This is a genomic window from Odoribacter sp. N54.MGS-14, from assembly GCF_000980295.1.
GTDB lineage: Bacteria > Bacteroidota > Bacteroidia > Bacteroidales > Marinifilaceae > Odoribacter > Odoribacter splanchnicus.
The window spans coordinates 45,538-70,019 of the sequence record NZ_LARL01000001.1; the positions used below are offsets into that span (position 1 = coordinate 45,538).

The following is a 24,482-nucleotide window of genomic DNA, read 5'->3' on the forward strand; positions in this document are numbered from 1 at the left end:
GTTAGATTGTTATGAACAAATACACACATCGGAAAACAGTTATCTCGGCTATCATTATCTGTGTTTGTTGTATTTATATCATCCGCTTATTTTATATGCAGGTGATAGACGATTCATTCCAGATAAAAGCCATGATGAACTCTCAACGAATTGCGACTCAATATCCGGCCAGAGGATTGATTTTTGACCGGAACGGTAAATTATTGGTAGAAAACCAGCCGGCATACGACCTCATGGTGATTCCCCGTCAGGTGAAAGATTTCGATACAACCGAGCTGATCACTATTTTGGGTATAGATAAAGATATGCTGATTAAAAATATGGTCAAATGCCGGAAATACTCTCCTTTCAAGGCTTCTGTCCTGATCTCTCAGATCACGGCCAACAAATATGCCGTATTGCAGGAAAAATTACACAAATATCCGGGATTTTTCATGCAGACCCGAACATTACGAAAGTATAACGTTTCCCATTCTGCCGATGTCTTCGGATATATCGGAGAAGTCAGCCAAACTTTGGTCGAACAGGACAGCACCTACGCTCCCGGTGACTATATCGGAGTCAACGGACTCGAAAAAAGTTATGAAAATCTGCTGAGAGGTACGAAAGGGGAACAAATCCTACTGGTTGACAATTATAATCGTGTAAAAGGCTCTTACCAAAACGGTCTATATGATAAACCCGCTATCGTAGGACAAAATCTCACGACTACGCTGGACATCGACTTACAGGAATATGCTTACCAGCTCATGCGAAATAAGAGAGGCGGAATCATCGCTATGGAACCCTCGACAGGTGAAATCCTACTGAAAGTTTCCAGCCCCGGTTACGATCCCCAACTGATGATCGGCCTGGAAAGAGGTAAAAATTATAAAAAATTGAATCAGGATCCCAATAAGCCTCTGTTCGACCGTACCGTTTCAGGAGCTTATCCTCCCGGTTCTACTTTTAAAACACTGCAAGCACTGTATGGTTTAAAGGAAGAAGTCATTACCCCTGAAACTTGTTTCGAATGTTACGGGAAAGCTAAGACAGCTATCGGAGGGATCCGGATGGGATGCCACAATCACAATTCTCCCCTGAATCTGTACCAGGCTATTCAGCAGTCTTGTAATCCCTATTTTGTAAATGTGTGGCGAAGGATACTGGAAAACCGGAAATACGATAGTGTTCGGGATGCTTACATCGAATGGAGAGATTTTATTTGTTCCTTCGGTTTAGGTGCGAAGATATGTCCTGATTTCTCCAATGAGATCAGTGGTTCAATTCCCACTCCTCCGCTATTCGATCGCAAATTCCGGACTCAGGATTGGCGCTGGAGTTATATTATGTCTCTTTCTATCGGACAGGGAGAGTTGGAGCTTACTCCTTTGCAGATAGCCAATATGGCCTGTGTATTGGCTAACCGGGGGTATTATATGACTCCTCATATCGTACGTCCGATCGAAGGGGCGAACAATCAGGTCGAGAAACATACGGTCGACTGTGACCGGAAATACTTCGATATCGTCGTAGAAGGTATGGCGATGGCAGCCAGCAGCGGAACGGCCCGCGGGGCTTCTATCGATTCGGTAGTCATATGCGGTAAAACCGGGACAGCTCAGAATCCGCATGGAGAGGATCACTCCATTTTCATGGCCTTCGCTCCTAAAGACAACCCTAAAATTGTGATCGCTATCTATATTGAAAACGGAGGATTCGGTGCCCAATATGCAGTACCTATCGGAGGACTGATTATGGAGAAATACCTCAAGGGCAAGATCGCTCCCCGCAAAAAAGCAATTGAGGAAAGAATGTTGAACTCTAATCTGATTATCCCGGAAACTCCGAAGAAAGAACAGCATTTGAAGACAGCAGAAGAAAAGCAAAACGAAGAAGATTAATCTTGGAATTATGAACAGGCAATCAGAACTTTTGAAAAATATAGACTGGCTCTCCATTTTCTTATATACCCTCCTGGTTTTTATGGGATGGCTGAATATCTATGCGGCTGTATACGATGAAAGCCACAGCAATATTTTGGATATCGACCTGAAATACGGAAAACAATTGTTGTGGATCGGGGCTGCCTTCGTATTGGGTATTTTTATCTTACTTACCGACAGTAAATTTTTTACCGCTTTTTCTTTTGTGATCTATGGACTGACGATCGGACTTTTGGCCGCCGTACTGGTCTTCGGGGTAGAATCCCATGGAGCCCGTTCGTGGTTTGAAATCGGAGGTATCCGGATACAACCGGCCGAATTCGGAAAATTCGCTACTTGTCTGGCTATTGCGAATGTAATGAGCAGGCATGGTTTTAAAATCATGCGCTTTTCAAGCCTGGCATTGATCGGTTTGTTATTGGCTATTCCGGCCGGTTTGATTGTCTTGCAGAACGATACCGGTTCTGCACTGGTATACAGTTCGTTTATCCTTGTAATGTATAGAGAAGGTTTACATGGTTCACTTCTATTATTATGTTTTATAGCTATAGCTATTTTTATATTCACCCTGATCTATCCCCCCATCGTCGTATTATCTCTGATTATTGCAGGGACGTTGATAGCCTTCCTGTATTACCGTCAGAATAAACAGGAATTTTATCGGATCATTATTTTCCTGGTAAGCTGCTTCCTATTTTTATTATTTTTGAAGTGGTTATTTGAATTCAATATCGGAAATGAAAGATTATTATTGTACGCTTATTTATCGACCGGTTTGATCGGTATTTATTTTATATATAAGCGTAAGATGAAGCATATACTGCTCGTTTTACTGGCTTCCTGGGTTTGTATCGGAGCGACGGTAGGTGTCGACTATGCTTTCGAAAAATTACAGCCCCACCAGAAAGACCGGATCAATAATTTATTGGGGATAGAAACCGATTTGACCGGAGCCGGTTATAACGTCAATCAATCTAAAATTGCAATAGGTTCAGGAGGCTTATTAGGAAAAGGATTTCTACAGGGTACCCAGACCAAATTCAATTTTGTTCCCGAACAAAGTACCGATTTTATATTCTGTACAGTCGGCGAAGAATGGGGTTTTGTCGGTTCGGCCATACTGATCGGACTACTTATGGCCTTTATTTTAAGAATTATTTACCTGGCGGAACGTCAGCGTTCGGATTTTTCCCGCATCTATGGATACGGGGTAGCCAGCATTTTATTCTTTCATGTGGCGATCAATATAGGAATGACGATCGGAATGGCTCCCGTCATCGGCATCCCCCTGCCTTTTTTCAGCTACGGAGGTTCTTCCCTTTGGGCATTTACTATTTTGATCTTTATCTTTTTACGTCTGGATGCCAACCGCCTTCAGGTATTCAGTTAAGCGGCGAACATCTGCCGGGTAAAATCTTCGGGCACAAACGTTTTAAATATATCTTAAAGCGCGTTTTTATTCGTTTTTTTTAATATTTTCGTGCGGCTATAAACATTAAAAAGTACGAAAGATGAAAACACTCATTCTGAACATAAAACAGCTGGTACAAACGGAACTATCTCCCCGCAAATGGGTTGCAGGTAAAGATATGGCCCGGTTAGGTATCCTGGAAAATGCTTATTTACTTGTTGAAGAAGATAAAATTGCCGGATTCGGAAAAATGGAGGATTTAAACCGGGAGGTTGTCTATGCCGGCGGGGATATCGTCAAGGAAATCGATGCAACCGGCCGTTTGGTCATGCCCTCTTATTGTGACTCTCATACTCATCTGGTTTATGCCGGAAGCCGTGAAATCGAGTATATCGATAAAATCCGTGGTCTTTCTTACGAAGAAATAGCCAAACGCGGAGGCGGTATTCTCAATTCATGCGAAAGGATACGTAAAGCTTCTGAAGAAGAGCTTTTCGATGCAGCCTATGACCGGATTCAGGAAATCGCCGGTTTCGGTACAGGTGCAGTCGAAATAAAAAGTGGTTATGGGCTGGATACCGAAAGCGAATTAAAAATGTTGAGGGTGATCCGCCGTTTGAAAGCCGAAACTCCCCTATTGATTAAATCGACTTTTTTAGGGGCACATGCCGTACCTTTGGAATATAAGGGCAGACAAACAGAATATGTAGATCTTATTATCAACGAAATGATCCCAATGGTCGCTGCCGAAGAATTGGCCGATTACATCGACGTATTTTGTGACAAAGGTTTCTTTACTGTCGAAGATACCGACCGGATGCTGAATGCCGGAATGAAATACGGATTACGTGCGAAGATACATGCCAATGAACTCGACTACTCGGGTGGTGTGCAAGTCGGTGTGAAATACAATGCAATTTCTGTCGACCACCTGGAATGTATGGGAGAAGAAGAAATCGCCTGTTTATTGGAAAGCGAAACTATGCCGACCGTATTGCCCGGAGCCGCTTTTTTCCTGAATATGCCTTATTCTCCCGTTCGTAAGATGATTCAGGCCGGTTTACCGGTAGCTTTGGCTTCCGATTATAATCCGGGTTCTTCTCCTTCCGGTAATATGAAATTCATTATGTCCTTAGGATGTATCAATTACAAAATGTTACCTGAAGAAGTGATCAATGCGACGACTTTAAATTCGGCCTATGCGATGGGAGTTGAAGAAGAAGCAGGGAGTATCGCTGTCGGTAAACTTGCCAACTTTTATATAACGACTCCTATTTCGGGCATCGAATACTTACCCTATGCCTATACGGCTGATTTAATAGAAGCGATTTTCTTAAAAGGAGAACAATATTAATTGAAATCGACTGAAACATACTTAAAATTAAAGTTTATATACCATGAAAAAATTAATTGAATGCGTGCCTAATTTTAGCGAAGGAAACGACATGCATATCATCGATCAGATCACCGATGCCATGAAAACCGTTGAAGGAATCAGTGTTATTGATGTCGATCCCGGTAAGGCGACCAATCGTACTGTGGTGACTATGGTTGGAGAACCCGAACCGATTTGTGAAGCAGCTTTCCGGGCAGTCAAGAAAGCCGCCGAATTAATCGATATGACCAAACACAAGGGAGCTCATCCCCGCTTCGGAGCAACCGATGTATGTCCATTGGTGCCGGTTTCCAATATCACGATGGAAGAAACCGTGGAATACGCCCGGAAATTAGCCGAGCGTATCGGCAAAGAGCTGAATATCCCGGTATATTGTTACGAAAGTGCTGCTTTTGTTCCGGAACGGAGAAATTTAGCTACTTGTCGGGCCGGAGAATATGAAGCTTTGGGAGAACGTCTTTCCAGTGAACAGTGGCATCCGGATTTCGGTCCCCGTGAACTGAATAGCTGGACTGCCAAGACCGGAGCTACAGCAGTCGGTGCCCGTAATTTTCTGGTCGCTTATAATGTTAACCTGAATACCACCTCTACTCGCCGGGCCAACTCGATCGCTTTCGATGTACGCGAACGCGGAAGGGTGAAACGGGAAGGCAACCCGATCACCGGTAAAAAAGTATTGGATGAAAAAGGAAAGCCGGTGATGATTCCGGGGAGCCTGAAATCTGTAAAAGCGATCGGCTGGTTTATAGAAGAATATGGAATAGCTCAGATCTCTATGAACCTGACGGATATTTCCGTGACTTCCATGCATGAAGCCTTCGACGAAGTTTGCCGTAAGGCTGCCGACCGGGGCATTCGGGTTACCGGTTCCGAACTTGTCGGTGTACTTCCGTTAAAAGCGATGTTGGACGCCGGTCGGTATTTCCTGCGTAAACAACAACGTTCTACGGGGGTATCCGACAAAGAGCTGATCAAAATAGCCGTCAAATCATTGGGATTGGACGAATTATATCCTTTCGATCCGAAAAAGAAGATCATCGAATATATTCTCGAGGAAGAAGCTTCGAAAGGTAAGAAAAAACTGGTAGACATGACTTTAACCGATTTTGCCGACGAAACGGCTTCTGAATCTCCGGCTCCCGGTGGGGGGTCGATCTCTGCCTATATGGGGGCCTTGGGTGCCGCTCTCGGTTCGATGGTCGCCAACCTCTCCTCACACAAACGGGGATGGGACGACCGTTGGGAAGAATTTAGCGATTGGGCTGAAAAAGGAAAAGTATATCAGACTGAATTGACCAAACTGGTGGACGAAGACACCAATGCTTTCAATAAGATCATGGATGCTTTCAGTTTGCCTAAAAAATCTGAAGAAGAAAAAGCTGCCCGGCAGAAAGCTGTTCAGGATGCCACCCGCTATGCTACCGAAGTACCGTTCAAAACGATGAAACAATGTTACGAATGTATGTCTGTAGCCAAAGCTATGGCTGAAATAGGTAACCCGAATTCCGTAACGGATGCCGGCGTAGGTGCATTGGCAGCACGTGCCGGAGTCATGGGAGCATTTCTGAATGTAAAAATCAATGCAGCCGGATTGGAAGATAAGGAATTTGCAGCTCAAATCATACGCGAAGGTGAAGCTATCGTGGAAAAAGCCAATGAACTGGAAGCTGAAATTTTGAAGATTGTAAATTCAAAAATCTAAGTTCCCGATCTATTGCTATGTTATATAAAATCGTTTAGCCGGGCCACCGGTTAAACGATTTGCTTTTTTTATCACAGACTTTCTTACTTTCGATCGATTTTTCCGGATAGCAGGATAAAATATCGGGGGTTTTGCTTTATCTTTGCGTACGTATGACAAAGCAGAATTTAATAGTTAGAGAGATTTCAGGGATAACAAGGGTTTCAGAAATTAACCGTTGTGACTGTTGTCATTGGAAAAGGTACTTCTTTGGGGGGATACTGGTCGTTATCCTTACTGTTTTCCAGCAAGGAGCCGATCAGGAACCGATCTCTTTTGCCGGCCAGTATCCCGGAATCGAGACTGAATTTATTGCAGATTATACCCTGTATGGGGAGGACGACGAAAATTGTATCTGTCCATCCAGTTCGCGCAACCGGAAAAATCTATTACACTCTGTTGCTGAAAAATATCATTTTTCAACTTGCTTTTCTCCTGCGGGAGAAAGGAAAATAGTTTTTACACGTTTCTGCCCTATTCCCATATTGCGTTCTTTTTTATGCGTTTATAGAATTTGAAGTCAGCCAATGCAATCAAAAAGATTATTTACGAATGGAAGAATTAAAATATACTACACACAGCTAAAATGGAAACAAAACATTATTCCGGCTTGAACGATTCAGAAGTGCAGCAAAGCCGCAAACAATTTGGAGAAAATATCATCACTCCACCTCCGCATACTCCTTTGTGGAAACTTTTCCTTGAGAAATTTAAAGATCCGATTATCCGTATATTGTTGGTAGCAGCCGTCTTGTCGCTGATTATTTCTATCATGCACAATGAATATGCAGAGACGATCGGTATTTTCTTCGCTATATTTCTGGCTACCGGAGTCGGTTTCTGGTTCGAAATGGATGCCAATAAAAAATTCGAATTATTGAACCAGGTCAATGATGATATACACATAAAGGTTCTTCGCAATGGAAACATACACGAAATACCTAAACGTGAAATTGTAGTCGGCGATATTGTCGTACTTGAGACCGGAGAAGAAATTCCCGCTGACGGAGAATTGATCGAAGCTATTTCTTTGCAAGTGAACGAATCTACCCTAACGGGCGAACCGGTCATCGATAAGACTACCGATCCTGCCGATTTCGATCCGGAGGCTACCTACCCTTCCAACAAAATCATGAGGGGTACCACTATAGTCAACGGGCATTGTGTCTACAAAGTAGAAAAAGTAGGTGACGCTACAGAATTCGGAAAAGTGGCCCAAAAATCTACAGAGATCAATCACGATAAAACTCCGCTCAGCAAACAACTGGAAGGCCTGGCCAAGTTTATCAGTATTATCGGTTTTACAGTTGCCGGGGTTACTTTTGTCGGATTACTTACAAAAGATATTATAGCCGGAATTTTCACTGCCGATACGATCTTCACTTTAGAAACGGCAGGAAGGATTTTGAAATATTTCATGGTTGCAGTCACTCTTATCGTTGTATCCGTCCCGGAAGGCTTACCGATGAGTGTTACACTAAGTCTTGCATTAAGCATGCGTAAAATGCTAAAGACGAACAATTTGGTACGTAAGATGCATGCCTGCGAAACGATGGGAGCCACAACCGTTATCTGTACAGATAAGACAGGAACCCTGACTCAAAATCAAATGCAGGTTTATCAAACCCGGTTTTACGGTTTGCCGGACCAAGAACTGCAACAGGATAATCGCCTTCAGGTATTGATCAAGGAAGGGATTTCCATCAATTCAACGGCCTATCTGGAATACGGTAACGATCAGATCAAGACCTTGGGAAATCCGACCGAAGCCGCTTTATTACTTTGGCTGCATCAGCAGAAGGTCAATTATATGGATTACCGGGATAATACTGAAATTTTGGAACAATTGACCTTTTCTACCGAACGGAAATACATGGCAACCCTGGTCCGCTCCGTGCTGGAGGGAAAGCTTATTCTCTATCTGAAGGGAGCTCCCGAAATTGTATTCGCCAAATGTAAACAGGTAGAAACCCCCGCAGGTTTAGTTCCTGCACAAGAATATCATGCTACTGTAGAAAAAGAATTGCTGGACTTTCAGAATCAGGCGATGCGTACATTGGGATTTGCCTATAAGCTAGTAGATTCTGCTTCAGAAGGCGAGATCGAAGCTATCGCTCAGGAAGATTTTATCTTTTTAGGAATTGCGGCGATTTCCGATCCGGTACGTCCGGATGTCCCCGCTGCAGTAGCCAAATGTTTGAATGCGGGAATCGATGTAAAGATTGTCACCGGAGATACTCCGGCAACCGCCCGGGAAATCGGACGGCAGATCGGTATTTGGAAATCCGAAGATTCGGAGGAACAGATTATCACCGGAGTCGACTTTGAAAAATTGCCGGACGAAGAAGCGGCGAAACGGGTTTTGAAACTCAAAATAATGTGTCGTGCCCGCCCTACCGACAAACAACGTCTGGTCGAACTGCTGAAACAATCGGGAGCAGTCGTAGCTGTAACCGGGGACGGTACAAATGATGCACCGGCATTGAATCATGCCGATGTGGGACTTTCCATGGGCTCCGGAACCTCGGTGGCTAAGGAAGCCAGTGATATTACTTTATTGGATGATTCGTTCAACAGTATTGCCACAGCCGTAATGTGGGGACGTTCGCTTTATCACAATATCCAACGTTTTATACTGTTTCAGCTGACGATCAACTTATCGGCTTTGCTGATTGTACTGATCGGTTCAATGTTCGGCCGGGAATTACCCTTGACTGTAACTCAAATGTTATGGGTGAACATGATCATTGATACATTCGCAGCAGCTGCCCTGGCTTCTCTCCCTCCCAACCCCAAAGTAATGAATGAAATGCCCCGCAAATCGACAGATTTTATCATCAGTCCCAAGATGCGGAATTACATCCTGGGGATAGGACTTTCGTTTACGGTATTGCTGCTCGGCCTGATGTATTGGTTTACCATAAACGACGGAGTCATGTCCCGACACGATCTGTCTGTATTTTTCACAACTTTTGTGATGCTACAGTTCTGGAATATGTTCAATGCGAAAGCTTTTCTTTCTCATGGCTCTGCATTCAAGAATTTAAAGGACAGTACCGGTTTCCTGATCGTTATGTTTATCATTCCCATCGGGCAGTATTTGATTGTACAATTCGGAGGAGAGGTATTCCGTACCGTTCCTTTAAGTTGGAAAGACTGGGGGATCATTGTCGGTTTGACTTCGCTGGTACTGTGGATCGGTGAAATCCTCAGATTGATGAAGAAACAATGAGTCATAAGTCATTTTCTGGCAAAGCTAGAAAAAGATAAGGCTAACCTTCGGTTAACCGACGAGTGCCTTGCTGATTGGCGGAACCAGGTTCAGGATTGAAAGTCAGAACCGAAAATCCGCCAATCCGCCAGGACCTCAGTTCAAATGATTTATAAACTAAATCTTATCGTCCCGATCAAGTCTTCACTCCTTCGATAAGTCACTTTTCTCTTCCTGGGAATTCTCGCGGGATTTCGATAAGGTCTCTAAGAATTTGATCCTTTCCTTACAAAATTTTTTGATTACTTTCTCTGTTTTGCAGGTAAAAGTCAGACAGCGGGTCAACAGATCGGAGTTGACGGTATACGGATAGCTGAAGCGGGTTTTATAACTAAAAGATTGCAAGCGTCCGAATAAAGTCCATTCGGCCAATTGTCCGTCTCCATACCACAAGGCAGCAATTTCTTTCGTACAGTATCTGATTTTCAGGTAAGTCGTCACCAGATCTTCTCTCCCTTCGGCCAGAAAGCCATAATGTACCATATTTCCGGCCCGAAGAAATTGGACGACAGCCTGATACAAATAATAAGCGGCTAAACGGGGAATACCACCGTCGATATGTCGCTGTGCATCTTGCAGAAAAGCTCTTCCTAAGGCCAGACACTGATCGGAAAGGCCGACAATTTGCTGATAAGAACGGGTCGGTTTATAAGCGACAGACTCTTTTAAAATACAATTTTCACTCTCATACAACAAGATCCCCTCTTTTCTAATTGCATAGAAAAAATAACTTAAAGAAGTGCGATGATGAATAAATTCAGCTGTAAAAATATGAAGGGACAGATTCTTCTCCTTCCGGTTATCAAGCGGATAATGAGTCTTTAAATATCCGACCAACTCCCTAACCGTCAGCGTCGGTTTTTCCTCCATGATAACAAGTATTTCATACCCTTTCAAAGCGTTATGAAAGTCCATACCTGCATAATAACCGAACAAAATAACCATCTGAGGATGAATATACTCACAAATAAGATCTGTTAGCTTGTGGAGTTCTTCCATGTTCTGACAAGCTGGTACCATTGGAATTGTCTTCATAACCGTTAAGTTTTTAATTAGAGAAATTTTACAATTACCCCGTCAAATCTCTATATCATCCAAATCCGGAATATATACACATAAAAAATCGGCCCTTGAACTGATGGGGTGCCAATAATATTTTACAAAAAATTACCAGGTTTTTCACCTGCCCCATCAGCCAAGAACCGAATATTTAAAGCAGCAGGCAACCGAATGCCTGCTACGTTAATCAACAGTCCTAAGCTGCTTTGTAAAATATATTGGCATTACAAAGATAGGACAATTTTTCATTATATCCATATAAAATTGGAATAATTTTCATATTTATTTCACCAAGCTATCGTTTAACAGGTTAAAGATAAGTCTTTTTTATTTAAATCGCCATTATTTTTATTTATAATTTTGTATTTTCGGATAGTTTGTCCAATTTAAAACACATGTTTCTTATCTTATATCTTTATTTCTTATCTTTGTCAAATCAGTAATAGAAATATGAAAACCAGAAAAATCAGAACTGCTTTATATAATGTCCTTCCCGGAGAAAAAGCACATGCTCTCATGGCTCCTCGCCCGAAGTATATCGAAGGAATCGAAGGCGTACATCCCTGTCCTCCTGTCAATAGTGCCATCCTTGCCTTAATCGTTCCTTTTGAAAACGAATTGGCCCTTCCTCTCATCAAACGGGTAAACCGGGGAAAATATCATGGCGGACAAATTGCTTTTCCCGGTGGAAAGATGGAAAAAGAAGATGCCGATGCTTTACAGACAGCTTTACGGGAATGTCACGAAGAAATAGGAGTACCCGAAGAAAAAGTGTCTATCCTGGGAGTATTGAGCGATATCTATATTCCTTTGAGCAATTTCAATATTACTCCGATTGTCGGGACAACATTACAATTACCTGATTTTATCTTATCCCAGGATGAAGTGGAAAAAGTCATTTTAGTAAAATTAAGGGATCTTTTCGATGACCGGAATAAAACCACACACTCTTTTGTACGACACGATCATAAAATTATTGCACCGGGATATAAGATCGGAGAGAATTTTATTTGGGGAGCCACTGCAATGATTATTGCAGAATTAGAGCAATTAATGAAAACCAATACTTTCAATCATTTAGGAAAGCTGTAAGGCTATTTTAGCATTGCAATTGGGGCTGTAGCCGAATTGCAATGCCAGATTTATTTTTTCCGGCATACCAGATAAAGGGGATGATAGCTCAGCGGACAATACCCGTCTGTCAGGAAACGGATTTTGTAGTCTTCACAAAACTCGTGAAGACGTCCTTTGGTCCAGGCTGTCGGTAGACTGGTTGCATTCACTCCGGTTTTCTTTACATGCCGAAGAATATCCAGGGGATCGGAAAATTTTAGCGTATGTATCTGCTCTTCGGTATACAATATATCGTATTCTGAAGACAACCAGGCACTTAATTCCCCTATAGAACGATATTCCAGTCCTTGTCCGGTTACAGCTTTCAATTCTTTAAAATTATTCTTCCCGAAAGTACTGAAAATCAACCATCCGTTTGTATTAAGATGAGCTGCTAATTTAGCAAAAGTAGCCCGGGGATGAGCCAGCCATTGAAAAGTCGAAGCAGAAACGATCAAATCGAATTTCCCGGTCAAAGGTATTTGTTCGATATCCCCGTTCAGCCCGTGTGAGACAGGCAACTGGCATCTGTCTATCGTTTTCCGGCACATCTGCTCGACCAAATCATTCACCCAAAATTGCTGATCCTCCCAAAGCCGGTTGATTTTTTCGGATAAGAGTCCGGTGCCACACCCGATTTCCAAGGTCCGGGAAGAATAAGGTACATATTCCTGTAATAATTCTACCAGGCGCTGTACAATCCATTTTTGAACGGTTGCATTATCTTCATAGCTATCGACGCTCCGTCGGAAACGGCATTCTATTTCAGTCTTATCGATCATACTTTGCTATTTTCCCAAAATTTCTCTCCAACTCCGAAACCGATAAAACGGATAATGTCCGCCGGGTAAAGAAACGGCAGGAATCCCTTCTTTCCTACACCAGTTCAATTGATTCTGTGCAGGAAATACCGAGTCTTTTTCCGAAATGTAACTTTTATCCCAATTCAGGTTTCCTTTTACACCAGAGCATAACTCCCGTATACGACACAACTCTTCGCATACTTCTTCGATTCCACGATTCGGTTTTTGTCCGCTGAATTTCCGGCATTCGTCAGCCCCATCGAGCATCCTCAGAAAGAACTTTTCCCGTCCTCTCTCATTCATCCCTTTTTCTGTAAGCTCATAAATTTTGACCGGAATTCCATATTCATCGTCGACCGGACGTGTAGTTCCATTCAATGCGACACATCGCTCCGGTTTCATTTCAAGCCTGGAGATTACCCGATCTGCGGCCCATACTCCCATCGACCAGGCGACCACATAAATGCAGCGGTAATGCCCCAAATCCGGAAAATCAAAATCTAACGAACGGTAATCATAACACATCAGGACGTCATCTTCCATTTGCAGATGAGATACACCGGCAGCATCCATTCCCCAACCATGGAAGAAAACGATCACCCGACCGGAACCTTTTTTGTTCAACCACTCTATTCGCATACCAGACACTCTAAAAATTCAAATAAACAGCCATAGTCTTCAATTGGAATAGAAGCATTCAGGGAGAAACGGATACGGGCTTCATTTTTGGGTACGGTCGGATACCGCACCGGCAAAACAAAAAATCCGTTATCCCGAAGTAATTCCGACATTTCGACACTACTCTCATTAGAACCACATACCATAGGTACGATATGAGAGTCACCCCGGGTTTCGAATCCTTTTTCGACCAATACCTGCCGTAACTTCGAAGCAATTTCGGCCAATTTGATCCGAAGATCGTAAAAATCGGGCATCCGGTTGAGAATAAACCGCGTCCACGCCACATTTACAGGAGGCAAAGCCGTTGTAAAAATCAGGCTTCTTTGCGTATTGATCAAATAATCGCGAAATACTTGTTCACACACGACAAAAGCTCCCATCGAAGCAAAAGCTTTTCCAAAAGTACCGACGATAAAATCGATATCTTCCATACAAGCTTGCTCTTCACAACAACCTAACCCATTCGTTCCTCTTACTCCTACGGCATGTGCCTCGTCTACATACAAAAAGGCGTCGAATTCCTTCTTTATTTCACACAATTGTTGTAAATCCGCCGTATCTCCATCCATACTAAAAATAGACTCCGTAACGATGAATACATTGTCATATTCCTCCCGGTGATGGGTCAGTATACTTCGCAAATGTTCGTAATCCAAATGTTTGTATCTGATCATCTGAGCTTCACTCAACCGCAATCCGTCGATAATACTAGCATGCACTAATTTATCTGCAACGATCAGATCCCGCTTATTGGTTAAAGCAGGCAAAATTCCGATATTGGCATGATAACCCGAATTGAATACCAAGGCTGCCTCTTTATCGTAAAGATCGGCTAAATCGTCCTCGAGCATCTTGTAATAAGGATGATTCCCGGATAATAATCTGGAAGATACGGCACTGTATGGTAAAGCCATAACATCTGTCTCTTCACGGAATTCTTCAATCAGGCGTGGATTAGACGATAAGCCCAGATAATCGTTCGAAGACAGATTCAGCATCTCACGTCCATCGTCATGGATCAGAAAACCGTTGTGTTCGATTTCCCTCAGGATCCGGTAATTACCGGATTCTTTTATGGTTTCTAATTTGTGATAATAACGCTCTTTATTCATTTTGTATGCTTTTAACCGATTATTGAGCGATCACTTTCAATAAACCTTGAGTCAAACGGCTCAGTTCTTCGGGCCGGATGATGAATGGCGGCATAATGTATACCAGTTTACCGAACGGTCTCACCCATATACCTTCTTCAACGAACTTGGCTTGAAGGACAGCCATATTCACCGGTTCTTTCATTTCGATTACCCCGATGGCCCCCAATACCCGGACATCCGCCACATTCGGAAATAATGCAGCAGGCTGCAATTCCTGTTTCAATTGGCGTTCGATAGCCCCTACCGTCTTTTCCAGATCATACTCCTGAATCAATCCGACCGAAGCATTGGCGACAGCACAAGCCAGGGGATTTCCCATAAAGGTGGGCCCGTGCATAAATACAAAAGGATCCCGGGAGCAGATCCGAGTCGCTACCCGTTCGGTAGCCATCGTTGCGGCAAAGCTCATGTAACCTCCGGTAATCGCTTTTCCGATACACATAATATCCGGAGAAATCCCCGCATGTTCAACCGCCCATAACTTCCCGGTACGTCCGAATCCTGTTGCTATTTCATCACAGATCAACAACACTTCGTACCGATCACACAATTCCCTGACCTGTTTCAGGTAATCTGCTGAATAAAACCACATTCCACCTGCTCCCTGAACAATAGGTTCAAGAATAACAGCAGCTATACCGGCATGATGTTCTTCCAGGCAGTCTTTCAGTTCCCGGATATCTTCCTCCCGGCAAGGAGCTCCGAAACGACATTCCGGACGATGAATAAAATACTGTATAGGGAGGGTACCATGAAAAATACCGTGCATACCCGTTACCGGATCACATACAGACATGGCATTCCAGGTATCGCCGTGATATCCTTTGGTGATAGTCAGAAAATGTCTTTTTTCTGTGCGTTCAGCTGCATACCAGTATTGTAAAGCCATCTTCATAGCCACCTCTACAGATACCGATCCCGAATCACAAAAGAAAATTTTATCCAATCCCCCGGGAGCAATAGAAAGAAGCCGTTCTGCCAGTTCAACGGCAGGCCGATGGGTAAATCCCCCGAACATCACATGGGACATTTCTTTCATTTGTTTTTCAAGGGCGGCATTCAATACCGGATGATTATAACCGTGTACTTCACACCACCAGGAAGACATACCGTCGATCAATCTGCGTCCGTCTTCGAGTTCGATATATACCCCTTCCGCCCTCTTTACAGGATATACCGGCAGCGGATCTATCGTCGAAGTATAGGGATGCCAGATGTGCTCCCTGTCGTATTGAAGTAATTCTGCTGTATTCATATTTTTAGATTTTTAGATTTTCCTTCTGTTTCGAAACCCAGCGCCTTCACCTTTTCCATATCTTCTTTTACTTTCGATCCCAAAGTGGTCAATAAATCACCTACTATCGCAGCATTTATCCCGGCCTGGATCGCCTCTGTCTCTAAATGGGATATCAGCATTCTCCCTCCGGCAAAACGCAGGTAGGCATCGGGCTGAATAAAACGAAAGAGCGCAATGGTAGTCAGGATCTCTTCATCTTCCAACCGAGCTGTACCTTCGAGAGGAGTACCGGGGATCGGATTCAGAATATTTATCGGAATAGATTTTATTCCCAATTCCCTTAACATCAAGGCCAGATCGATCCGATCCTCCATGCTCTCTCCCATTCCGATAATTCCTCCGGAGCACACTTCCATACCGATTTCCTGAGCTGCACGGATAGTCTCTATTTTATCGGCAGGGGTATGCGAGGTACATAAGGTACCGAAGTAATCGGCCGAAGATTCCAGATTACAATGATAACGTGTAATACCGGCATCCATCAATTTTTGTAACTGCGCCTTTTTCAGTAATCCCATGGAAGCACACAATTGAAGGTCCGACTGGGATTTGATTTTAACGGCAAAAGTACAGATCCGGTCTATATTTTTATCGGACAAGGCCCTACCGCTGGTCACAAACGAAAATTTATCCACTCCATAATCGGCATTCGAACGGGCTAAATCGAGACAAGTCTTCTCATCTACCAGTTCGTACTCTTCTATATTCGTTTTAAACAAAGCCGATTGGGCACACCATTTACAATTCTCCGAACATCTTCCGGAACGGGCATTTATAATCGAGCAAGTATCGAACCGACGGCCCACCCGTTTATCTCTGATTTCGCCTGCGGCCCGGTATAAAGCTTGCTTATCCACCGCATTACTCAATAAAATCGCCTCTTCGCGGGTGATCTGTCCACCGTTCAACACTTTTTCTTTTAATTGTGTAATCATACTTCTCTTTATTCAAAATAAAAAGGGCATGCTTACAGCACACCCTTTCCTTATTTACTTTAACATCACTTTCAGACCGGGGCATACTTCTCCCTCATGTAAACAGACCCCTTCCATTTCCCGTTTCAATTGTTCCGCTATTTCTCCCTCATTTTCTTCCCAAGCTAAAACCCCACTTACAATTAAGCCTTTCCGGGCAGATTTGAGCATAGCACACAAACAAATATGCAAAGCTAATCCTGCAATCTGTACTTGCCGGCCCAAAGCAGCAAAAACAGCATATCCTTTCCCGCTCCACTGGGAAAAGTAAAGTACGGCTTCCGGTATACAGGTATTTATTTTCATATTCGGCCGCAAGGTAATCAAAATTCGGGATACCACACCCAATTTATGGGTAATAATTGTAACTTCGCACCCGAAAATAAGAATAAATAGTTATGAAAAAGGCCATTGTTTTATTATCCGGCGGGCTGGATTCTTCAACAGCTCTTTATCTGGCCAAAAGCCAGGGATTCGATGAGATTTATGCCATCACTTTCGAATACGGTCAGAAACACGACAAAGAATTAAAAAGTGCTATAGCCATTGCAAAAGCAGCCGGCGTAAAAGAACATAAAATAGTTAATTTACTTTTGAACCAATGGAGCGGATGCGCACTTACCGATCCGGAAATGGAGGTAGAAGACGGCCATATCGAACGCCAGGATATTCCTTCCACTTACGTACCTGCCCGGAATATGGTATTTCTGTCGGTAGCCGCTTCGTGGGCCGATGCATTAGATATCACGGACATCTTTATCGGAGTAAGTGAAGTCGACTATTCCGGTTATGTCGATTGCCGGGAAGAATTTATAAAAGCGATGGAAAACGCGATCAACCTGGGAACCGTATTGGGAGCCGAAAAGAAACAGAGAATTACCATCCACGCTCCTTTCATGCATCTGACCAAAGCCGAAGAGGTCAAATTAGGCGTCAGTCTGGGGGTCGATTTCGGACTGACCTGGACCTGTTACCGGGGAGGTGAACATCCGTGTGGCGTTTGTGACAGTTGTTTATTGAGAGCCAAGGCTTTTGCCGAAGCAAACGAAATAGATCCTTTAGTATGCTGATTAGAAAACAATTCAAATTCGAAGGGGCGCATATTGTCCGTAATTGTTCCTCTCAACGGTGCCGGGAAAATATCCACGGCCATTCCTATATCGTCGAAGTTTTTATCACCTCGGACAAACTCGACGACGGTTATATGGTTATGGATTTCTGCCGTTTGGATAAAGTGAAAGAATTTATCGAAAGTTTCGATCACTCTTACTCCCTGTGGCAAAAGGAACCGCCCGATTTAAAAACATTCGTATACCGTTATAACCGGAGAGTTGCAGAAATCCCGGTCTCTCCTTCTGCCGAAGGTTATGCCTTACTGTTTACCTATGTCATCGACAAAATCCTCCGGCATACGGAACGTGTCAACGGGGAAGGAAATATTCAGCTTCATGCTGTCCGGGTACATGAAACGGCTACAGGTTATGCCGAAGCTTTTCAGGAAGATTTAAAACTGGCCAGATTCCGACTGAAAGACATCCATTTCTCCGAAGGGATCGTTGCAGAGTGGAAATCTACCGACTGGTGGGATAAACTGTTAGAGGTGTAAATATGCGATTAGCCAAAGACGGAATCTTTCCGATCGTTAAAGATAAAGACGGACATTTGCTCCCGGATTTGCCGGCATCCGGCTTTCAGTTTGCAGGTACCGTTCAGGGCGAAGGAAAATTGTGCGGTATCCCTTCTCTATTTGTCAGATTGGCCGGATGTAATCTGCAATGTCACTGGCAGACCTCCGACGGTCTGTCGTCACCTTGTGATTCTGCTTATGCTGCATATCAATTAAAAGATACCCGGCAAGTATCTGTGGAAGCCATTTATACAACCCTCTTGCAAAATGCCGGTCCCATCCGGCATATCGTCCTTACCGGTGGTGAACCTTTACTTCAGGTAAAGGAATTAAAAGCCTTATGTCAAAAGTTAAAGTCCGACAATCGATTCCATTTGACTTTAGAAACCAATGCCACCTTATTCGATCCCGAATTGGTCCGATATATCGATTTATTCAGTTTATCTCCCAAGCTAAGCAGTTCCTATACCGGAGCGAGTCCGCTTTCCATTCAACGGTTGAATCCGGAATGCATACAGCAATATATATCCTCTGCCCGGCAATACCAGAAAGATTTCCAATTGAAATTCGTATATGCTTGTGATGAAGATATAGACGAAATCCAGCAACTTTTATCTGTTCTTCAAGCCTGGAAAAATGACGACATCCTGTTAATGCCTTTAGGAGGAGCGCCGGAAATCATGCGAAGAAATATGCGAAAGACTTTAGAGCATTGTATTCGGAATAATTGGCGATATTGTGACAGATTACATATCTCGTTATTCGGGGACAAAGCAGGAGTATGATTAATGACGTAAAGCCAGTAATGTCGGAGTTTTATAATAAATTTCACCTGCATCCAAAAGTTTGCGGATACAAGCCGTCGCTTGCTGTCGGGAATCCGCCGATTCATAGATCAGTTCCCTGATCTCATAATCTTTTTGTTTCAGCAGCTCAAGGATCTTCTCCTCGGTTTTCCGGTTGGTATTTCCCGGTCGTTTCTTCTGTTCGAGACAAAGGTCACAAATGCCGCAAGCCTCTTTTTCCCGTTGTCCGAAATAAGCCATCAAATACAATTGACGACAGGAATCGGTTAATTCGATGTATCCGGCCATATGCCCGACTTTTACAGCATAAGCTTGTTTCCTGTCCTCATAGGCCTCGGGACCGATATGCAGGTAATGAGCCGGAACCCGGGGCTGGTGATAAACGATATAAGGCCGGTCGTTACCGGGAATATAACCGATGATCCTGCGACGGGCTAATAACAACAGACTTTCATAGACCTGTTGTCTTTTCACCCCTAATTTCCCGGCCAGTATTTCTTCATCGATATAAGCATATTGCACAAAAATCCCCGGATAATTCCGAAGTATATATTCCACCAATCGTTCCAATAAAAGGTCCCCCAACTCTATTTTATACAATTGATCTCTCAAAACCAGGAAACTGATACGCGAACGGGCATGTACTTCGGTGGTACATTCCAAATAACCGGCTACCTGCAATACTTTTATCGCCGACAAAGTAGTGGTCAGCTCCAGCTTATAAGTCTTCACAAAATGTTCAGGATCGAACTCAAAAGCCAGTCCATGCCCTAACCCTTCCTCCAATCCGAAAAAATCCCCCAACAGGCGATACACCTGACGGATGTAATTTTTATCGGGAAATCCCTGGATGACTCTTTTTTTCAGGGCTGTCAAAGCAGCTTCGTTGTATAACAATACCGCATAAGCCTTCTTACCGTCCCGTCCTGCTCTCCCGGCTTCCTGGAAATAGGCCTCGGGACTATCCGGAATATCGAAATGAACGACAATCCGAACATCCGGTTTGTCGATTCCCATACCGAAAGCATTCGTTGCGACAATCACCGGGACTTCACCTTTTTTCCACGCCTCCTGTTTTTGTTCTCTTTGAAAAGAAGTCAGTCCGGCATGATAAAAATCAGCTTCTATTCCCTTCGCTTTCAAAAAACGGGCCAACTCTTCCGCTCCCGCTCTTTTGCGTACATACACGATTGCGCTGGCTTTCAGACTGGATAAAATATGCAATAATTCTCCCAACTTATCGTTCGCTTTCCGGACTACATAAGCGATATTATCCCTTCGGAAACTTTTCGATAAAACATGGGGGACCTCAAATTTTAACTGTTGCTGGATATCTTCGGCTACCCGGGGAGTAGCGGTAGCTGTCAATGCCAATACCGGAATCTGCCGGAAATTCTCCCGGATTTCAGCGATCCGCAGATATGAAGGCCGGAAATCATAACCCCATTGCGAAATACAATGGGCTTCGTCGACTGCCAGCATGGACAAATGCATTTGTTTCAGACGTGCGCGAAACCGTTCCGAAGCTAATCGTTCGGGAGAAACATACAGGAATTTGATTTTTCCGGCAATCGCTTTATTCAGGGTCGATTCTACCTGTTCTTTCCCCATACCGGTATAAATCGCCTCCGCCACAATTCCCCGCTTCTGCAATTCTTCGACCTGATCTTTCATTAAAGCGATCAAGGGCGTCACCACCAGGCATATCCCCTCCAACACCAAAGCAGGTACCTGGTAGGTAATCGACTTTCCTCCACCGGTCGGCATCAAAGCCAGCGTATCCTTCCCCTCCAATACCGAGAGAATAATCTCCTCCTGCAGACTACGGAATTCATCGTACCCCCAGTATTGTTTCAATATTTCGCGAATCCTGTTATGCATCTCTCTTCTTTCGGACAAAGATAGGGAAAATTGAAAATTATTTACTACTTTCGCCCGTGTCTTAAAACAAGAAGCTAAAAATGAGATTCACCCTATTGTTTATGCTGGTCCTGATCATTTGTTCCTGTGAGCCCCAAAGAACGCAGGAGCCGCCTGTGGCACAAGTGTTCGAGAGTACCTTATCCCGCTCCGAGATCATCGATTTTATTCCGAACGGTACCTCCAGTGAAGATAGTCTGCTCATGGCTCAGAACTATATCCGCAATTGGGTGACGCAAAAATTACTTTTACATAAAGCGATCGAGAACCTATCCAACGAAGAAATGAATATACAAAAACAAGTTGAAGATTACCGTACTTCTTTGTTGATTTACCAATACAAACAAAAACTGATCGCCCAACGCCTTATGGACGAGATCAGCGAAGAAGACATCGAAACCTATTATAATAAAAACGAAAAAAACTTTATTCTGCCCACTCCGATCATTAAAGCGGTATTCTTTATTCTTCCTAAAAATGCACCTAATTTAAAAGAAGTGAAGAAATGGTTCAAATCGGATAAAGCAAACGATCAGGAAAGTCTGGAAGATTATTGCCTGACCCATGCTAAAAAATACGATAAATTCAACAACAAATGGATTGAAGTGAAATATATATTAAATCTGATTCCCGGAGATTTCAACACATTAGAAAAAGAAATTCTGGTAGTTAAAAATATCGAAAAAAAAGATGACGACAACTACTATTTTCTAAAAATCAATGAGATGCGTCATGAACAAACGTTAGCTCCCTTAGATTATGTCAGAGATGAAATTACCCTTATTCTGAAAAATAAGAAGAAACTTCAATTCGAAAACGACCTGGAAAAACAGATCAATGAAGAAGGAGTTCGTAAAAAGTATGTAAAAATTTACTAAACTTTCTACTGTTCTTCGCTGTTTTGAATAAAAATAGTAGTTTAGAGGTCTCAAATTTTGACTATATAATAACAAATTGATACACATGAAAAAGGTTTTATTATTACTTGTTTTATCTTTCTCTTTCAGCTTTATTTTTGCACAAAAAAATGTTATAGATAAAATAGTTGCTATTGTAGGAGATGAAATAATTCTGCAATCCGATATTGAAAATGCCTTTTTACAACAACAGGGCCAGGGGATCATCTCCTCGTCACCTGATTATAAAGCAGAAATTCTGGAACAACAATTGGTACAGAAACTACTTATGGCCCAAGCTCAAATAGATAGTATCATCGTATCGGACGAAGAAGTTGAAAATGCCGTTTCCAGTCAGATCGAATTTTTTATCAGTAATATCGGTTCTCAGGAACGTCTGGAGAAATATTTCGGTAAATCCATCCAGGAAATCAAAGACGACATGAGAAATCCGATTAAGGAGCAATTGATTACGGAGCAAATGCAGCAAAAGATTGTTGAAAAAATACGTATTACTCCTTCGGAAGTAAGAAGTTATTTCAAAAAGATCCCCAAAGACAGCCTTCCGGATATGCCCGACCGTTACGAATTACAACAGATCGTTTTAAAACCGGATGTCAGTGAAGCCGAGAAAGAACGGATACGGGAACAATTGCGCTCTTTCCGGGATCAGATCCTGAAAGGGGAAAAGACGTTCAATACTTTAGCCGTATTGTATTCAGAAGATGCTTCTGCTCCCCGTGGCGGAGAACTGGGTTATAAATCCAAGAAAGAATTGGACCCGGCTTTTGCAGAAGCAGCTTTCAGCTTAAAACCCGGAAAAATTTCTAAAATCATAGAATCGGAATACGGTTTCCATATTATTCAGCTGATCGACCGTCAGGGGGAAAAAATCAATGTTCGTCACATTATCCTTCAACCGAAGGTTTCCGATACGGAAAAACAGGAAGCTTTAAATCGTCTGGATACCATCCGTCAATACATCACCGATGGGAAAATGACTTTCGAAGAAGCTGCCTATTATTTCTCTACCGATAAGAAAACCCGGAATAACGGTGGGTTGTTCGCCGATCCCCAAACTTCGGAAGCCCGCATTGCCCGTCCCGATATTCCCGGTGATATGGCACGGGAAGTAAATAAAATGAAACCCGGCGAAATCTCTCAGCCGTTCATCAGTCATACCAACGGCCAAGAAGAATACAAGATCGTGAAGATTAAAGAATTTTATCCCCGTCATAAAGCGAATTTGGATGATGACTGGCAAAATTTCGAATTGATGCTGAAACGGGAAAAACAAATGGAGAAATTGGAAAAATGGATCAAAGAAAAACAAGTGGATACCTATATTCATATCGATGAAAGTTTTAAAGATACCAAATTCCGGTACGACGGATGGATTAAATAAACAGAAACAGGGATTGAAAGTCGTGCTAAAAGCAAATGATCATGGAAGATTTGGTAAAAAGGATCGATCAGTTGAAGATTAAATATGAAACACTAAAAAAAGAGATCGCCCGCAAAATTGTCGGTCAGGAAGAAATCATCGATAAAATACTGGTAGCTATTTTCAGTAACGGACATTGCCTGCTCATCGGTGTCCCCGGTTTGGCCAAGACCTTGATGGTAACCGCTATATCCGAAACCTTAGACTTAAAATATAAGCGGATACAGTTTACGCCGGATTTGATGCCTTCCGATATTATCGGTACTGAAATCTTAAACAATCAGAAGGAATTCAGATTTATCGAGGGGCCCCTATTTGCCAATATTATCCTGGCTGACGAAATCAACCGTACTCCTCCCAAGACACAAAGTGCTTTACTGGAGGCGATGCAAGAGCAAGAAATCACTGCGGCCGGTACAACCCGGAAATTGGAACAGCCTTTTTTTGTTCTGGCTACTCAAAACCCGATAGAACAGGAAGGAACCTATCCGCTGCCGGAAGCTCAATTAGACCGGTTCATGTTCAGTTTGATACTCGATTATCCGACTCTGGAAGAAGAAATCGCTATCGTAGAAAGCACTACCGGACAGAAAACGGAAAAATTGAACCGTATCGTTACAGGGGAAGAAATTCTGAATTTCCAATCTGCAATCCGCCTGATGCCGGTATCGAAACATATCACAGAATATGCCGTAAAACTAGTTGCCCGGACTCGTCCCGGACGTTCTGAGGCACATCCGCTGGCAGAGCAATACCTCAACTGGGGCGCCGGGCCGCGAGCTTCTCAATTTTTAATTTCAGGAGCTAAAACACATGCAGCTTTACAAGGGAAATATGCTCCGGATATAGAAGACGTAAAATATGTAGCAGAAGCTATTTTGCGGCATCGGATCTTTAAAAACTATAAAGCAGAGGCTGAACATATCCGGGTCGAAGATCTGATCCGGGAATTTATAAAATAAAC

General features: G+C 43.1%; 20 protein-coding genes. 12 read left to right on the forward strand and 8 right to left on the reverse strand.

All coding sequences use genetic code 11. The features are described 5' to 3' along the window. The first annotated feature begins 11 nt into the window (after positions 1 to 11). The 5 genes from mrdA (at position 12) to WS42_RS00255 (ending at position 9,705) form a co-directional block, all read left to right on the forward strand. Positions 12 to 1,883: a penicillin-binding protein 2 gene (mrdA, locus tag WS42_RS00230; RefSeq protein WP_013611051.1), complete on the forward strand. Its 1,872-nt coding sequence runs from the start codon at positions 12 to 14 to the stop codon at positions 1,881 to 1,883. A 10-nt stretch (positions 1,884 to 1,893) separates the two neighbouring features. Then, complete coding sequence (rodA, locus tag WS42_RS00235; protein WP_046450613.1) at positions 1,894 to 3,315, forward strand: rod shape-determining protein RodA; 1,422 nt, start codon at positions 1,894 to 1,896, stop codon at positions 3,313 to 3,315. A 121-nt stretch (positions 3,316 to 3,436) separates the two neighbouring features. Continuing rightward, the gene (hutI, locus tag WS42_RS00240; protein ID WP_022160906.1) at positions 3,437 to 4,690 is read left to right on the forward strand and encodes an imidazolonepropionase; all 1,254 of its coding nucleotides are present in this window, start codon (positions 3,437 to 3,439) and stop codon (positions 4,688 to 4,690) included. 43 nt (positions 4,691 to 4,733) lie between these two features. Further along, positions 4,734 to 6,434: a glutamate formimidoyltransferase gene (gene ftcD, locus WS42_RS00245; RefSeq protein ID WP_022160907.1), complete on the forward strand. Its 1,701-nt coding sequence runs from the start codon at positions 4,734 to 4,736 to the stop codon at positions 6,432 to 6,434. Positions 6,435 to 7,059: 625 nt separating this feature from the next. After that, positions 7,060 to 9,705 (forward strand): calcium-translocating P-type ATPase, PMCA-type, encoded by a 2,646-nt coding sequence (locus WS42_RS00255; RefSeq protein ID WP_022160908.1) that lies wholly within the window; start codon positions 7,060 to 7,062, stop codon positions 9,703 to 9,705. Between the two features lie 183 nt (positions 9,706 to 9,888). Here WS42_RS00255 and WS42_RS00260 read toward each other — a convergent pair whose 3' ends face one another. Then, positions 9,889 to 10,779 (reverse strand): hypothetical protein, encoded by an 891-nt coding sequence (locus WS42_RS00260; protein WP_022160909.1) that lies wholly within the window; start codon positions 10,777 to 10,779, stop codon positions 9,889 to 9,891. Between the two features lie 474 nt (positions 10,780 to 11,253). Between WS42_RS00260 and WS42_RS00265 the strand changes: the two genes are divergently transcribed. Beyond that, positions 11,254 to 11,895, forward strand: a complete 642-nt coding sequence (locus WS42_RS00265) for an NUDIX hydrolase (protein WP_013611057.1) — start codon at positions 11,254 to 11,256, stop codon at positions 11,893 to 11,895. A 50-nt stretch (positions 11,896 to 11,945) separates the two neighbouring features. Here WS42_RS00265 and bioC read toward each other — a convergent pair whose 3' ends face one another. Genes bioC through WS42_RS00295 form a run of 6 tightly spaced genes read right to left on the reverse strand, consistent with a single transcriptional unit; the run spans position 11,946 to position 17,131 of the window. Continuing rightward, a complete protein-coding gene (gene bioC / locus WS42_RS00270) occupies positions 11,946 to 12,698 on the reverse strand; it encodes a malonyl-ACP O-methyltransferase BioC (protein WP_013611058.1) in 753 nt (250 codons plus the stop codon). A 6-nt stretch (positions 12,699 to 12,704) separates the two neighbouring features. Then, the gene (locus tag WS42_RS00275) at positions 12,705 to 13,358 is read right to left on the reverse strand and encodes a DUF452 family protein (protein ID WP_022160911.1); all 654 of its coding nucleotides are present in this window, start codon (positions 13,356 to 13,358) and stop codon (positions 12,705 to 12,707) included. Continuing rightward, positions 13,349 to 14,512, reverse strand: coding sequence for an aminotransferase class I/II-fold pyridoxal phosphate-dependent enzyme (locus WS42_RS00280; protein WP_022160912.1), 1,164 nt, complete (start codon positions 14,510 to 14,512; stop codon positions 13,349 to 13,351). Before WS42_RS00280 ends, WS42_RS00275 begins: the two co-directional genes overlap by 10 nt. A 19-nt stretch (positions 14,513 to 14,531) precedes the next feature. Beyond that, a complete protein-coding gene (gene bioA / locus WS42_RS00285; protein ID WP_022160913.1) occupies positions 14,532 to 15,809 on the reverse strand; it encodes an adenosylmethionine--8-amino-7-oxononanoate transaminase in 1,278 nt (425 codons plus the stop codon). Then, positions 15,806 to 16,786, reverse strand: a complete 981-nt coding sequence (gene bioB, locus WS42_RS00290; RefSeq protein ID WP_013611062.1) for a biotin synthase BioB — start codon at positions 16,784 to 16,786, stop codon at positions 15,806 to 15,808. Before bioB ends, bioA begins: the two co-directional genes overlap by 4 nt. Positions 16,787 to 16,840: 54 nt before the next feature. Next, positions 16,841 to 17,131 carry a hypothetical protein gene (locus WS42_RS00295; protein WP_140403402.1) on the reverse strand — a complete coding sequence of 97 codons (291 nt, stop codon included), beginning with the start codon at positions 17,129 to 17,131 and terminating at the stop codon, positions 16,841 to 16,843. 92 nt (positions 17,132 to 17,223) lie between these two features. Between WS42_RS00295 and queC the strand changes: the two genes are divergently transcribed. Genes queC through WS42_RS00310 form a run of 3 tightly spaced genes read left to right on the forward strand, consistent with a single transcriptional unit; the run spans position 17,224 to position 19,237 of the window. Continuing rightward, on the forward strand, positions 17,224 to 17,895 hold the full coding sequence (gene queC / locus WS42_RS00300; protein WP_022160914.1) for a 7-cyano-7-deazaguanine synthase QueC: 672 nt from the start codon (positions 17,224 to 17,226) through the stop codon (positions 17,893 to 17,895). Beyond that, a complete protein-coding gene (locus WS42_RS00305; RefSeq protein WP_046450615.1) occupies positions 17,889 to 18,431 on the forward strand; it encodes a 6-pyruvoyl trahydropterin synthase family protein in 543 nt (180 codons plus the stop codon). The genes queC and WS42_RS00305 overlap by 7 nt, the downstream gene beginning before the upstream one ends. A 2-nt stretch (positions 18,432 to 18,433) precedes the next feature. Next, positions 18,434 to 19,237 (forward strand): 7-carboxy-7-deazaguanine synthase QueE, encoded by an 804-nt coding sequence (locus tag WS42_RS00310; RefSeq protein ID WP_046450616.1) that lies wholly within the window; start codon positions 18,434 to 18,436, stop codon positions 19,235 to 19,237. Here the strand turns inward: WS42_RS00310 and WS42_RS00315 are convergent, their stop codons facing one another. Then, positions 19,238 to 21,139: a RecQ family ATP-dependent DNA helicase gene (locus WS42_RS00315; RefSeq protein WP_046450617.1), complete on the reverse strand. Its 1,902-nt coding sequence runs from the start codon at positions 21,137 to 21,139 to the stop codon at positions 19,238 to 19,240. 80 nt (positions 21,140 to 21,219) lie between these two features. On the opposite strand from WS42_RS00315, the gene WS42_RS00320 reads away from it, so the two are divergent. The 3 genes from WS42_RS00320 (at position 21,220) to WS42_RS00330 (ending at position 24,480) form a co-directional block, all read left to right on the forward strand. Next, positions 21,220 to 22,056, forward strand: a complete 837-nt coding sequence (locus WS42_RS00320; RefSeq protein WP_046450618.1) for a peptidylprolyl isomerase — start codon at positions 21,220 to 21,222, stop codon at positions 22,054 to 22,056. Positions 22,057 to 22,141: 85 nt separating this feature from the next. After that, positions 22,142 to 23,479 carry a peptidylprolyl isomerase gene (locus WS42_RS00325; protein ID WP_046450619.1) on the forward strand — a complete coding sequence of 446 codons (1,338 nt, stop codon included), beginning with the start codon at positions 22,142 to 22,144 and terminating at the stop codon, positions 23,477 to 23,479. A 41-nt stretch (positions 23,480 to 23,520) separates the two neighbouring features. Further along, a complete protein-coding gene (locus tag WS42_RS00330) occupies positions 23,521 to 24,480 on the forward strand; it encodes an AAA family ATPase (RefSeq protein WP_046450632.1) in 960 nt (319 codons plus the stop codon). Positions 24,481 to 24,482: the final 2 nt, after the last annotated feature.